The organism is Dyella japonica A8, assembly GCF_000725385.1.
In the GTDB taxonomy this organism is placed as follows: domain Bacteria; phylum Pseudomonadota; class Gammaproteobacteria; order Xanthomonadales; family Rhodanobacteraceae; genus Dyella; species Dyella japonica_C.
Genome location: NZ_CP008884.1, coordinates 4,387,737 through 4,400,609, shown reverse-complemented (window position 1 = coordinate 4,400,609; position 12,873 = coordinate 4,387,737). Strand labels below are relative to the sequence as shown.

General features: G+C 66.4%; 12 protein-coding genes. All 12 read left to right on the top strand.

Going from position 1 to position 12,873, the window contains the following annotated elements; translation table 11 throughout:
* The first annotated feature begins 181 nt into the window (after positions 1-181).
* The 12 genes from fliD to HY57_RS21360 all read left to right on the top strand — a co-directional run bounded on the left by fliD (position 182) and on the right by HY57_RS21360 (position 11,947).
* The gene (gene fliD, locus HY57_RS18740; RefSeq protein WP_019464388.1) at positions 182-1,696 is read left to right on the top strand and encodes a flagellar filament capping protein FliD; all 1,515 of its coding nucleotides are present in this window, start codon (positions 182-184) and stop codon (positions 1,694-1,696) included.
* Positions 1,697-1,712: 16 nt separating this feature from the next.
* Positions 1,713-2,144, top strand: a complete 432-nt coding sequence (gene fliS, locus HY57_RS18735) for a flagellar export chaperone FliS (RefSeq protein WP_019464387.1) — start codon at positions 1,713-1,715, stop codon at positions 2,142-2,144.
* Between the two features lie 2 nt (positions 2,145-2,146).
* Positions 2,147-2,440 (top strand): flagellar protein FliT, encoded by a 294-nt coding sequence (locus HY57_RS18730; RefSeq protein ID WP_019464386.1) that lies wholly within the window; start codon positions 2,147-2,149, stop codon positions 2,438-2,440.
* Positions 2,441-2,513: 73 nt separating this feature from the next.
* The gene (locus HY57_RS18725) at positions 2,514-3,071 is read left to right on the top strand and encodes a PilZ domain-containing protein (RefSeq protein WP_019464385.1); all 558 of its coding nucleotides are present in this window, start codon (positions 2,514-2,516) and stop codon (positions 3,069-3,071) included.
* Between the two features lie 360 nt (positions 3,072-3,431).
* Positions 3,432-4,850, top strand: coding sequence for a sigma-54 dependent transcriptional regulator (locus HY57_RS18720; RefSeq protein ID WP_019464384.1), 1,419 nt, complete (start codon positions 3,432-3,434; stop codon positions 4,848-4,850).
* A gap of 254 nt (positions 4,851-5,104) precedes the next feature.
* Entirely contained in the window at positions 5,105-5,428 is a 324-nt protein-coding gene (gene fliE / locus HY57_RS18715; protein WP_019464383.1) for a flagellar hook-basal body complex protein FliE, read from the top strand.
* A gap of 50 nt (positions 5,429-5,478) precedes the next feature.
* Positions 5,479-7,179: a flagellar basal-body MS-ring/collar protein FliF gene (gene fliF, locus HY57_RS18710; protein WP_019464382.1), complete on the top strand. Its 1,701-nt coding sequence runs from the start codon at positions 5,479-5,481 to the stop codon at positions 7,177-7,179.
* A 57-nt stretch (positions 7,180-7,236) separates the two neighbouring features.
* On the top strand, positions 7,237-8,232 hold the full coding sequence (gene fliG / locus HY57_RS18705) for a flagellar motor switch protein FliG (protein WP_026033777.1): 996 nt from the start codon (positions 7,237-7,239) through the stop codon (positions 8,230-8,232).
* The gene (locus HY57_RS18700) at positions 8,229-8,879 is read left to right on the top strand and encodes a flagellar assembly protein FliH (protein WP_019464380.1); all 651 of its coding nucleotides are present in this window, start codon (positions 8,229-8,231) and stop codon (positions 8,877-8,879) included. Before fliG ends, HY57_RS18700 begins: the two co-directional genes overlap by 4 nt.
* Positions 8,876-10,240, top strand: coding sequence for a flagellar protein export ATPase FliI (gene fliI, locus HY57_RS18695; RefSeq protein WP_019464379.1), 1,365 nt, complete (start codon positions 8,876-8,878; stop codon positions 10,238-10,240). Before HY57_RS18700 ends, fliI begins: the two co-directional genes overlap by 4 nt.
* Positions 10,237-10,671: a flagellar export protein FliJ gene (gene fliJ, locus HY57_RS18690; RefSeq protein ID WP_019464378.1), complete on the top strand. Its 435-nt coding sequence runs from the start codon at positions 10,237-10,239 to the stop codon at positions 10,669-10,671. Before fliI ends, fliJ begins: the two co-directional genes overlap by 4 nt.
* 34 nt (positions 10,672-10,705) lie before the next feature.
* Positions 10,706-11,947 carry a flagellar hook-length control protein FliK gene (locus HY57_RS21360; protein ID WP_081500591.1) on the top strand — a complete coding sequence of 414 codons (1,242 nt, stop codon included), beginning with the start codon at positions 10,706-10,708 and terminating at the stop codon, positions 11,945-11,947.
* Positions 11,948-12,873: the final 926 nt, after the last annotated feature.

The window sequence follows — 12,873 nt, the reverse complement described above, 5'->3', positions numbered from 1 at the left end:
GACGCGACTCTCCCGGGTCGCGTCCACCTGGGCCGGATTTACCGCCGGGCGGGCTGCCCCTCGCAGACCGCCCGGTGTTTCGGGAGCTTCCGGCAAAGCCTTCGCGCGCGAGGGTTTTGCCGGGGGCTCGAAACCTCCCGCCACGGCGGGAACCACTTCGGGAAACTGACAAGGCAGCGCGATGACCACCACCACCAGCAGCACCAGCGGCAGCAGCCTGAGTTCCCTGCTCAGCCAACTGGGTACGAGCACCGGCTCGGGCAGCAGCACGTCAGGCAGCTCCAGCAGCAGCTCCGCCAGCGGCACGTCGTCGGGCAGCAGCTCGGGCAGCGCCACCATCAGCTCGCTGGGCATCGGCTCGGGCCTGGACGTGAATTCCATCGTCACCGCGCTGGTGAATGCCCGCAAGGCGGCCTCGCAGCAGCAGATCACCACCCGCACCACGCAGACCAACAACCTGCTCACCGGCCTGTCGTCGCTGAACTCGGCGCTGGGCGGTATCCAGACCGCGCTGGCCACGCTGACCTCGGTCAACACCTTCAGCAGCTACAACGCCACGCTCACCCCGCAGGGTTCGAGCAGTAGCATCGGCAGCGCGAGCACCTTGTCGAGCGCGCACGCCGGCACGTACACCATTGCCGTGAGCCAGCTGGCCACCGCGCAGAAGCGCGCCAGCAGTGCCGTGGCCTCGGGCACGGCGGTGGGGCAGGGTACGCTGACCATTACGGTGGGTTCCAACACCATGAACGTGGCGGTCTCCGCCACCAACACGCTGTCGGATATCGCCACCGCGATCAACGGTTCCAGCTCCAATCCGGGCGTGACCGCCACCATCGTCAACGGCGTCAACGGCCAGCAGCTGATGCTGAGCTCGAGCAAGACGGGGGTGGCCAACGGCTTCACCATCTCCGCCAACGCCACCAGCAGCGCCGGCCTGACCAGCCTGGCCAGCACGCTGAACACGGCGGGCAGCAACGAGGCGCAGGACGCCAAGCTCACCGTCGACGGCATCGCGGTGACCAGCGCCACCAATACCGTCACCGGCATGATGGACGGCGTCACGCTCAACCTCACCGGCACCGGCACCAACACGCTGACGGTGGCGCAGGACAACACGGCGGCGACCAATGCCATCCAGGGCCTGGTCGACGCCTACAACAGCTACGTCAGCACGACGTCGTCGCTGTCGAGCTACGACCAGAGCAGCGGTACGGCGGGCGTGCTGCTGGGCGACACCACGCTCTCCTCGGTGCAGCGCGGCATCGCTTCCGTGCTCAGCAACTCGGTCAAGGGCAACAGCATCGGCACGCTGGCGAACCTGGGCATCACGCGCAATGCCGACGGTACGCTGGCCCTGGACAGCGGCAAGCTCGCCACAGCGTTCCAGAACAACCCGGCGGCGGTGAAGGATCTCTTCGTCGGCACCAACGGCTACGGGACCAAGCTCAACACCACGCTTAACGCGTACACGTCCAGCGGCGGCGTCATCAGCGCGCGCATGGACAGCCTGAACAACACGCTGACGCAGCTGAGCCAGCAGCAGACCGCGCTGAACAACCGCATGGCCACGTACCAGACGCAGCTGCAGCAGCAGTACACGGCGCTGGACACGCTGATGTCCACGCTCAACAGCACCAGCAGCTACCTGACGACCCAGCTGGCGGCGCTGAACAACTCGAACAGCTCGAAGAACTGAACGCGGGGAAGCGATCATGACCTACGGCTACATGCGCAACGCCAGTGCGCTCTACCAGGACACCAGTGCGCGCGGCAGTGTGGAAGGCGCCGACCGTCACCAGCTGACCGCCATGCTGTTCGACGGGGTGATCGACCGCGTCAACCAGGCGCGTGGCGCGATCCGCCGCGGCGACGTGCCGGCCAAGGGCACGCACTTCGCCCGGGCGCACGCCATCATCGGCGAACTGCGTGGCAGCCTGGACCATGACCAGGGCGGCCAACTCGCCGGCCGGCTGGATGCGCTGTACGACTACGTCAGCCGCCGCATGCTGCACGCCCAGCTCAACAACGACGAGCGCGCCATTGACGAGGTGGTGGACCTGCTCACGCCGGTGCGCGACGCCTGGCGCCAGATCCGCGACGAATTCCTGGCGACGCAGCAGCGCGCCCCCAGCGCGGCCGCCTGAACATGGCCGAGAGCATGCACGCCGCCCTGTTGGCACTGAGCGAGCGCATGCTCGCCGCCGCCCACGCGGGCGACTGGGATGCCGTGGCATTACTTGAGGCGGAGCGCGGCCAGGGGATCACCTCACTCTCCATCGCTGAACCCGGCGTGCTTGCGCTGTTCAGGACGCTGCTGGCGCATACCGAAGAAGTCCGCGAGCTGGCCCGTTGCCAGCGCGAGCGCCTCGGGGCGGATCTGGGAGAGCACCAGCACCGCCATCGCGCGCTGAGCGCCTACCTCGTCGCCGGCGCTGAGTGAGCGCGGCGGCACAGGCCTGGGTGCGCGCATAATCCCGCACGGCCGCCGTTCGCGGTCCAGCGACGAGGGCATCATGCAAGACGCTTCCTGGCAGGCATTTTCAGAACGGGTCACCTATGAGGATGGCCTTCACGTCAGCTGTGCCGACCTGTCCGCGCCGCTCGGCGAGCTGCAGCGGGCAGCCATGCGCGACCGCAATCTCAGCGTGCTCGGCACCCTGGCCGTGTTCAACGAACGCCGCATCGAAGCGCCGGACGAGGAGAGCCCGGTCGCGCAGGACATGCAGCGGCTCGACAGCAAGCTGAACGTGCTGATGGCCATGCTGGACCAGTTGCTCCAGCGCGGCGCCGATCTTCCGCCCCGCGTCCACGTCAGTTTCAACGCCATCGGCGCGGTGTTGCCCCGGGCGCTCTGGCCTGCCGGGCAGGCGCAGGGCCTGGTGCGGCTGCACTTCGACGGCTGCCTGGCCCTGCCGCTGGAGTTGGCCGCCCGTCGCGTGCAAGAGTGTGATATTGATCACGTTTTCGTTGCATTCGAAACGATGGATGAGGCCACATGTGACGCGATTGAGCGACTCGTGTTCCGTCACCACCGACGTAAAGTGGCAGAGCGCCGATCCACGGCCTCCTGAATGGCGAACCCGTTTCACATATCAAATGTGATCGATATCACGCTACGAAAAGCCGACACGAAAGTTCTTTGACGCAGATCTCGAACAGGTGTCGTACAGGGTCACCTTCCCGGATATTGCCTGCCGGGGGTTTTCTCCAGTGGAAACAGGTATCTGTGACGTACCTTTGAGTGGTCCGGCGATCGTGTTCAGCCAAGGTGACGCTCACCGGCAGGCCATGTGAAGACGCCCTGTCGGAAAACCGTGACTGGCTGGCCTCCTTCTTGCTCATTACCTCGCGCGGACGGCGACGGATTGTCGTCACGCGCGAAGGTGCAATCCAGGGGGTCACCAATGAAGCAGCACGCACGAGAGCAGCACATGGGCAAGTTCGACGTACTGGTGATCGAATCCGATCATCGCAGGGCGGAGTCGGTCGTTTCGGCGCTGGAATTTCTCGGCTATCGCCCGCAGCGCGGCGAAGAGTGCGAGAGGGTGGACGAAGCGACGCATGCATGGCGTGCCGTTTATGTGGGCAATGTGCGGGATGAGGCCGAAGCCGAACGACAGTTCGCCCGGCTTGGTATGGCTGCCAATGATGCGAGGGTGTTGATGGCGTCCGATTCGGAGTGGCTGTCCCGCTTGGGCATGGATGGCGTGGCGTCCGCGAGCCGCGTCGGCATCATCGAATTTCCGCTGCGCTACGAGCAGCTCTCGGACATGCTGCGCAACCCGCAGAGCCCGGCGATGCGTCGCCCAGAACTGCGCCTGGTGGGCAGCTCCGGTCCGATGGCGCGCGTCAACGCGCTGGTTCGCCAGGTGGCGCCGTTCGATTCCAGCGTGCTGGTGCTGGGCGAATCGGGCACCGGCAAGGAAATGGTGGCGCGCAGCATCCACGAGTGCTCGTCGCGCCGCGACAAGCCCTTTGTGGCGATCAACTGCGGCGCCATCCCGGCCGAACTGCTGGAAAGCGAACTGTTCGGCCACGAGAAGGGCGCCTTCACCGGTGCCATCAGCACCCGCAAGGGCCGTTTCGAACTGGCCGAGGGCGGCACGCTGTTCCTCGATGAAATCGGCGACATGAGCCTGCCCATGCAGGTGAAGCTGTTGCGCGTGCTGCAGGAGCGCGTGTTCGAGCGCGTGGGCAGCAACCGCACGCAGCGTTGCGACGTCCGCATCATCGCCGCGACGCACCGCAACCTTGAAGAAGCCATCGCCCACGGCCAGTTCCGCGAAGACCTGTTCTATCGCCTCAGCGTGTTCCCGCTGGAGATGCCGGCGCTGCGCGAGCACCTGGACGACCTGCCGGAGCTGGTGGAGGAATTCAACCACCGCCTTTCCCGCCGTGGCCTGGCCAGCGTGCGTTTCAGCGCCGGTGCGCTGAACGCGCTGCACAACTATGCGTGGCCGGGCAACGTGCGCGAGCTCTACAACCTGGTCGAACGCCTGGCCATCCTCTATCCGCACGCCGAAGTGCGCGTGAACGACCTGCCGGAGAAATATCGCGGCCAGCAGATCGTCGAAGAAGTGCGCGGCGCGGCGCTGCTGTCCCTGATGACGGGTCATGCCGCGGTGATGACCGAGCCGATGGCGGTGTCCAGCGAGTCGCTGATGATGCTGCCTGAAGGCGGCCTCGACCTGAAGGATCACCTGGCCGACATCGAGGTGGGTCTGATCCGTCAAGCGCTTGACGTCACCGGTGGCGTCGTCGCGCATGCGGCGAAATTGCTGCGCATGCAGCGCACGACGCTGGTGGAAAAGCTGCGCAAGTACGGGTTGCAGCCGAGCCTGCAGGCGTAAAGGGTCTAACGGGCCAGCAGGCGTAAGAAATACGTCGCCTCTCCCTCACCGTCATTCCGGCGAAGGCCGGAATCCAGTGCCTTTACTTTGGTGATGGCGCAAAGCGATCCACAAGGCGAAGAGCAAAGGCACTGGATTCCGGCCTTCGCCGGAATGACGGTGAGGGAAATTACCGTGGCGTTGTTGGTGCGATGAAGCTGGCACGGGTTGTGCAATACCACCCCCAATTACTCGTCACGCGTTGGAATTCCGTCATGAGCCAAATCGACGTCAACAGCCTGCTGTCGCAGATGCGCCAGCTCTCCCTGCAGACCAAGCCGGTGGAGCAGTCCTTCACGGCGGCCGCGCCGGGGCAGATGGATTTTTCCAGCCTGCTGAAGAAGTCGATCTCTTCCGTGGCCGACGCGCAGATGGATGCCGGCAAGCAGGCGGCGAGTTTCGAGCGCGGTGACGACGGTGCCGATCTCGCGCGCACCATGGTGGCCATCAACAAGGCCGACCTGTCGTTGAACACGTTGACCCAGGTGAGGAACAAGCTGGTCGACGCGTACAACAACATCATGAACATGCCGGTCTGACCGGCTTTTGACCACGACGTCACTGCGTCCACTGAGCAAGAGCAGTCTTCATGGCCGATAACGCCCTAGCGACCACCGACGAAAAGCCCGGTTCTCGCCTGGATCTCAAGCAGCTCGCGCGCACGCCAGCTTCGCGGCAATTGCTGCTGCTGGTGGGTGTAGCCGCGGCCGTGGCCCTTGGCGTCGCCGTGGTGTTGTGGTCACGCGGCCCCAATTACGGCCTGCTGTATGCCGGCCTGGAACAGAAGGATGCCGCCGCCGTCACGCAGGCGCTGCAGGCATCGAACACGCCTTACACGCTGGGCGCGGACGGCAGCTCCATCATGGTGCCCGCGTCCGACCTGGCGGCGATTCGCCTCAAGCTCGCCTCGCAGGGCCTGCCGCAGGGCAGCGTAGCGACCGCGGCCGCGCCCGGTGGCGATTCGCCATTCGGCATGAGCGACCTCGCCGAGCGCACGCGTTACCAGCAGATGCTGGAAACCGACCTGGGCAACACCATTGCCGGCCTACAGTCGGTGCGCGCCGCGCGTGTGCACCTGGCCTTGCCCAAGCCGTCGGCCTTCATCCGCGACAACAAGGAAGCCAGCGCCTCGGTGCTGGTGACGCTGTATCCCGGGCGCCAGCTCGATGCGAGCCAGGTGGCGGCGATCGTGCATCTGGTCGCGTCCAGCGTGCCCAATCTCGATCCCAAGCAAGTCTCGGTGGTCGACCAGCAGGGCCAACTGCTCACCACCACCGATCCGGGCAGTGCCAGCGCCGTGGGCGACTCGCGCCTGCGCCTGGCCACCCGCATCGAGAACACCTATGCGCAGCGCATCGAAGAATTGCTGACGCCGCTGGTCGGCCCCGGCAAGGTGCGTGCGCAGGTCTACGCCGATCTCGACTTCAGCGAAACCGAGAAGGCGACGGAAACCTTCGGCCACGACCATCCGGCGCTGCGCAGCGAACAGACCAACAGCGAACAGCATGTGGGCGAAGCCAATGACGCCGGCGTGCCGGGCGCGTTGAGCAATCAGCCGCCGAACACCGTGGCGCAGCCGACCGCGGCCAAGCCCAATGCAGGCAAAGGCGCAAAGACAGCGGCAACGGCGCAGAGCAGTGGCCCCAGCGATACCACCAGCAGCGCCACGCGCAATTACGAGCTGGACCGCACCATCAGTCATGTCAGCGATCCCGCCGGGCGGCTCGCGCGGCTCACCGTGGCGGTGGTGCTGGACAACAAGAGCGTGGCCGGCGACAAGGGCGCGCCCAAGAGCGTGCCGTTCACGCCGCAGGAGCTGGAACACCTCACCACGCTGACGCGCAACGCCGTGGGCTACAACGAAGCCCGTGGCGACAGTGTCAGTGTGATCAACCAGCCGTTCCACCAGGATCCGAACGCCAACCTCGAGGCGCCCTCGCAACCGTTCTGGGAGCGCCCGGGCATGCTCGACCTGATCAAGCAGGCCGCCGGCATCCTGGTGGCGCTGCTGGTGGCTTTCGGCCTGCTGCGCCCGTTGCTGCGCGGACTGTCGCGCGCCCCGATACCCGGGCGCGAGCTGGCCGTCGCCGGGGCGGGTGGCCCCGGCGCGCCCACCATCTCGGTGCGCGTGGACGACAAGGACGATATGGACGAACCGGTTCGCCTCGGCGGCGTGCCGCCCCAGCTGGCCTATGAGCAGCGCATCGGCATCGCGCGCCGCATGGTCAGTGAGAACCCCAAGCAAGTGGCGCAGGTGGTCAAGAGTTGGGTGGGCGAGGATGGCGGCTGATCTGACATCGCAGGGCATCCCTGGCGGACGAAACGAATCATGAAGGCAGACACGCAAATCAACGGCGCGCAGCGCGCGGCCATCCTGCTGCTCACCCTGGGCGAGCAGGATGCGGCCGAAGTGCTCAAGCACCTCAGTGCACGCGACGTGCAGGCAGTGGGCACGGCCATGGCCAGCCTCACCAATGTCACGCGCGAGCAGGTCGAGGTCGTGCTCGAGCGCCTCAACGAGGACATGGGCCGCCATACCTCGCTGGGCGTCGGCACCGAGGAATACATCCGCAAGATCCTGGTCAACGCGCTGGGCGAGAACAAGGCGGGCGGCCTGATCGACCGCATCCTGCTCGGCCGCAGCAGCAAGGGCCTGGAATCGCTGAAGTGGATGGAAAGCCGCGCCATTGCCGAGATGATCGGCCAGGAACACCCGCAGATCATCGCGCTGGTGCTGGCGCACCTCGAGCCGGACCAGGCGGCCGAAGTCATCGGCTACCTGCCGCCGCGCACGCGCAGCGATGCGGTGATGCGCATCGCCACGCTCGACGGCGTGCAGCCGCACGCGCTGAACGAGCTGGACGAAATCATGGAGCGCCAGTTCGCCGGCGGCAACACCAAGAAGCTCAAGTCCGCCAGCGTCGGCGGCCTGAAGGCGGCGGCCAATATCCTCAACGCGATGGAAACCAGCCGCGAGAACGAACTGATGGCGGCCATCCGCACCCACGATTCGGGCCTCAGCGGACGCATCGAGGAACTGATGTTCGTGTTCGAAGACCTGGGCGACCTGGACGACCGCAGCATGCAGACGCTGCTGCGCGAAGTGCCGACGGCGCGCCTGGTCACCGCGCTGAAGGGCGCCGAGCCCGGCGTGCGCGAGAAGATTTTTGCCAATATGTCCAAGCGCGCCGCCGACATGCTGCGAGACGACCTGGAAGTGTCCGGCCCCGTGCGCCTCAGCGAAGTCGACGCGGCGCAGAAGGAAGTGCTCGGCATCGCGCGCAAGCTGGCCGATTCGGGCGCGATCAACCTCTCAGGCTCGGGTGACGAGCTGGTCGCATGAGCGCCGTGATGAACCGGGACAACCTCCTCGCTTTCGAACGCTGGCTGCCGCCCGAAGTGGGTGAGCCGGTCGCAGCCGAGCCGGTGGCTGCCGAACCGGTGCAGCAGCCGACCGTGCGTGAACTGGAGGCACTGGAACAGCAGGCGCGCGAGGAAGGCTATGCCGCGGGGCTCGAGCAGGGCCTGGCGGAAGCCCGTGCCCTGCTGCAGGAGCGCGCACAGCGCCTGGACGATTTGCTGGCATCCGCAGCCCGTCCCCTGCGCAGCATGGACGACATGGTGGAGCTCGAACTGACGCGCCTGGCCATGACCGTGGCGCGCCAGGTGCTGGCGCACGAGCTGCGCACCGCGCCGGACCTGGTGGTGGAAGCCGTGCGCCAGGCCGCGTTGGCGCTGCCTTCGGCGTCAGGCAACCTGCGTGTACGGCTGCACCCGGATGATCTTGCCTTGCTGCGCTCCCTCGACATGGTGGAGTCGCACTGGCAGCTGCTGCCCGACAACAGCCTGCAGCGTGGCGATTGCATGCTCGAAAGCGAGCGTTCGCGCCTCGATGCGCGCATCGAAACCCGCCTTGCCGCTGTCGTCGATGCCGTGCTCGGCGCCGAAGCCGAGGAAACCGACGAGGATGCCGACGAGGTACGCGGATGAACGCGCAGCGGGATCCCTCGCGCAGCGCGTTGTGGCAGGAACGTCTTGCCCGCCGGCGCCAGCGCGCGCTGGGAACGCGCACGCTCACCGTGGAAGGCCGCCTGCGCCGCGTGGTCGGCCTCACCCTGGAAGCGGAAGGATGTGAGGCGCCACTGGGTGCGCGCTGCATGGTCACCACCGCCGATGGCAGCGAGCTGGATACCGAAGTGGTCGGCTTTGCCGATGAACGCCTGCTATTGATGCCAGTGACCGAGATGCACGGCGTGCTGCCCAATGCACGCGTGCGTCCCTGCGCGCATACGGGCGGGCTGCCGGTAGGGCTGGCCTTGCTGGGGCGCGTGGTCGGTGCCGATGGCGTGCCGCTGGATGGCCTCGGGCCGCTCGACGTCGACGAACACGCGCTGCTCAAGAACGAACCGATCAACCCGATGGCGCGCAAGCCCATCGACACGCCGCTGGATACTGGCGTGCGTGCGATCAATTCACTGCTCACCGTGGGGCGCGGCCAGCGTCTGGGCCTGTTCGCCGGCTCCGGCGTGGGCAAGTCGACCCTGCTCGGCATGATGACGCGCTACACCGACGCCGACGTGGTGGTGGTGGGCCTGATCGGCGAGCGCGGTCGCGAAGTGAAGGAATTCGTCGAACACACACTGGGGCCAGAAGGTCGCGCCCGCGCGGTGATCGTTGCCGCACCCGCCGACGCGCCGCCGCTTAAGCGCCTGCGTGGTGCGCAGTACGCCACGGCGATCGCCGAGTGGTTCCGCGATCGGGGTCAACGCGTACTGCTGCTGATGGACTCGATCACGCGCTATGCTCAGGCGCAGCGCGAGATCGCGCTCGCCATCGGCGAACCGCCGGCCACCAAGGGATATCCGCCGTCCGTGTTCGCCATGCTGCCTGCGCTGGTCGAACGCGCCGGCAACGATGCGGAAGGGCGGGGCTCCATCACCGCGTTCTACACCGTGCTCACCGAGGGCGACGACTACCGCCACGATCCCATCGCGGACGCGTCACGCGCCATTCTGGACGGTCATATCGTGCTCTCGCGCGACCTTGCCGAGGCGGGCCACTATCCCGCCATCGACGTCGAAGCCTCGATCAGCCGCGTCATGCCCGCCGTGGTGCAGCGCGAACACCTGCGCGCCGCGCAACGCTTCCGCCAGGTCTATTCGGCGTACCGCCAGCAGCGCGACCTGATTGCCGTGGGTGCCTACCAGAAGGGTTCCGATCCGCAGGTGGACCACGCCATTGCCATGTGGCCGAGGCTGCGCGACTTCCTGCAGCAGGAGGTGGATGCGCCGACCACGCTGGCCGATGCCATCGGTTCGCTTGAAACGCTGACCGCCGGAGGTACGCCGTGAAGTCCCGCGCGAACCGCCTGCAGCCCGCCGCCGACCTGGCGCACGAACGACAGGAAGCGGCCATGCAACGTCTGGCCGAGCAGCAGCAGAAGCTCGCCAAAGCCGAGCAGCAGCTGGAAGAGCTGCAGAAGTACCGTGCCGAGTACGCCCAGACGCAGGGCGGCGTGAGCGTGAGCGCACTGCTCAACCGTCGCCAGTTCGTCGAGCGCATCGACCAGGTCATCGCCCAGCAGGTCAACGAAGTGACCCGCCAGCGCCGCAACCTGGACGGTGTACGCCACCAGTGGCGCGAAGCCCACGCCCGCGAACAGGCGCTCGGCAGCGTGATCGACCGGTATCGCGAGCAGGAGCGCAAGAGCGAGGAGCGTCGCGAGCAAGCCGAGATCGACGAGCGCATGCAATACCGCCGCCCGACCAGGGGTTTGCCGTGACCCCGTCCAAGACCGCCTCCCCGGAGATCGCTCCATGACGCCTTCCACCGCCCTGATGGCGAACCTGGCACCGGCCCCGAGCGCGCCCGCCAGCGCGCCAGCCAGCGATGCGAGCCAGGCATCGTCGAATGCCGCGAGCAACACGTTCAGCACGCCGCTGCAACAGGCGCATCAGCAACTGGCGCGACAGAGCGAGCCGGCGCGCCCCGCATCGCCAAAGCCGGCGTCGGCGTTGTCGTCATCCTCTTCCTCTTCCTCTTCCTCTTCCTCTTCTTCGCAGGTGCAGGCCAGCGGCAAGTCGAACCATGACAAGGTCGACGACACGGCAGCGGCCGCCGCATCAGGTGCCGCCGCCGCGATGCTGGCCTTGCTCGGCCAGAGCGTGCCGGCATCGGCTTCCGCGTCCACGGTTTCCACGAGCGACGGCGATGCTTCCACAGGCGCCACCGACGCAGTGAGCGGTGCCGGCACGTCGGCCGCCGCGACCTTGCCGGCTTCCGCGACGATCTCGCTGCTTGGCGCGATGCAGGGCGCGGCCCCGGCCAAGGCCGGCGATGCGAACGAGTTCACCAAGGCCATGGATGGCATCAAAGACAAGAGCCTGTTCTTGCTGGGGCAGAACGCGGATGACGGCGATGACGCCGCAGGCCAGGCCACGACGGATACAGGCGCAGCCGCAAAAGGCGATGCGTTGGCCAGCGCCCTGCAGGCGCTGACGACCTCGTCGCCATCAAGCCAGAAGGACAGCAGCGATCCGCTCGAGGCGCTGAAAAACCTCACCGCCGCGGCCATGCCGGCACAGGCGCAACCCAACATCGCCACGACGCCCGCGCCGCATGTGCTGACCATGCAGTCAACGGTTGGCACACCGGCGTTTGGCCAGGAACTGAGCCAGCAGGTGACGTGGCTTGGGGGCCAGGATGTGAAGGAGGCACGCATCCGTCTGCACCCGGAAGATCTCGGCGAGCTGGACGTGAAGGTGAGCGTGAAGCAGGACCACGTGGACGTGGCCTTCATCGCGCAGCATCCGCAGGCGGTGCACGCCGTGCAGCAGACCTTGAGTCAGCTCGACGCCATGCTCGCGCACCATGGTCTGTCGCTGGGGCAGGCACAGGTGGGGCAGGGGAATTCGGGGCAGGGCTCGTCCGCGCAGCCGGGCGGTTCTTCGGGGACTTCGTCGGGTGGCGAGAGTGGATTGGCGGAAGGTTTGGGTGAGGTGGTTTCCGCGGTGTCGCCCATTGGGAAGGTGGTGGGGTTGGTGGATATGTTTGCCTGATTTTTTTCTCTCTCTTCCTTGGGTAGGCGGGAGAGGCCGTGGACGGTTGCGGCTTGAAGGAGCAAGGGGAGGCTGAGGCATCGCCACTTTCATGGTGGTGACGGGCCCATCTAGCCTCACGTTTTCATAAGAGCCGTCATCCCGGCGCACCCCGAAAAGGGGGCAAGCGCCAGAGGCGCTTTTCAACAGCCGCATGGCTGGTTATCCAGTTTCTGTAGTGGCGGGTCGTCGCCTCATGCGCTCCCGCGACCTGGCCGCCTACGCGGCGGGCGTTCCGACCTCCTGCCGGAGGCCGGGTCACTTTTCTTTGCTTGCCCAAAGAAAAGTAACCCAAAGAAAGGGCCCCCCGGATGACGCGCCTTCCGGGCGTTGCCCGGAAGGTTCGCGGCCGGGTTGCGGGGTTTGTCGACAGGGCATCCTGCCCTGACGACAAACTGGCCGGCATCCTTGCCGGCCACCCTTCGGGCTATTCCTCCACCCGCCCGCCGCGTCATACGGGGACCCGGGAGATCAAGAGCCAGAGCCAAGAGCCAAGAGCCAAGAGCCAAGAGCCAAGAGCCAAGAGCCAAGAGCCAAGAGCCAAAAGCCAAAGCGAGAGCTCGAGGCGTCAGCGGAGCACTCCAAGATGGCGGATACCTTGTGGGAGCGCACCCTGTGCGCGACTGGGGCGTGTCGTAGTCACCGCTCCGTTAGGTTGTCGCGCACAGGGTGCGCTCCCACAGAAAAGAGAAAAGCGGGCGGGCGTGCGGGTTCATCGGGGCAGAAGCGAAGCGAGGCGCCGCTTTAAGTCCTCATCGCCATGGCGCGTTGCGAAACGCTTGGAGGTACCCGCTGTGTAGAGGCGGAGGTTGCCATGCAGCAACGTTCCTCGACCGTTCGGGTTTATCCCATCGGAATGCTGCCAGTTCTGGCTCTCTAGGCCATTT

Coding starts and splice junctions, on each gene's coding strand:
- HY57_RS18725 (WP_019464385.1), top strand. CDS start 2,514: ATGCAAGACGCTTCCTGGCAGGCATTTTCAGAACGGGTCACCTATGAG.
- HY57_RS18730 (WP_019464386.1), top strand. CDS start 2,147: ATGGCCGAGAGCATGCACGCCGCCCTGTTGGCACTGAGCGAGCGCATG.
- HY57_RS18700 (WP_019464380.1), top strand. CDS start 8,229: ATGAGCGCCGTGATGAACCGGGACAACCTCCTCGCTTTCGAACGCTGG.
- fliD (WP_019464388.1), top strand. CDS start 182: ATGACCACCACCACCAGCAGCACCAGCGGCAGCAGCCTGAGTTCCCTG.
- HY57_RS21360 (WP_081500591.1), top strand. CDS start 10,706: ATGACGCCTTCCACCGCCCTGATGGCGAACCTGGCACCGGCCCCGAGC.
- fliI (WP_019464379.1), top strand. CDS start 8,876: ATGAACGCGCAGCGGGATCCCTCGCGCAGCGCGTTGTGGCAGGAACGT.
- fliF (WP_019464382.1), top strand. CDS start 5,479: ATGGCCGATAACGCCCTAGCGACCACCGACGAAAAGCCCGGTTCTCGC.
- fliS (WP_019464387.1), top strand. CDS start 1,713: ATGACCTACGGCTACATGCGCAACGCCAGTGCGCTCTACCAGGACACC.
- HY57_RS18720 (WP_019464384.1), top strand. CDS start 3,432: ATGGGCAAGTTCGACGTACTGGTGATCGAATCCGATCATCGCAGGGCG.
- fliE (WP_019464383.1), top strand. CDS start 5,105: ATGAGCCAAATCGACGTCAACAGCCTGCTGTCGCAGATGCGCCAGCTC.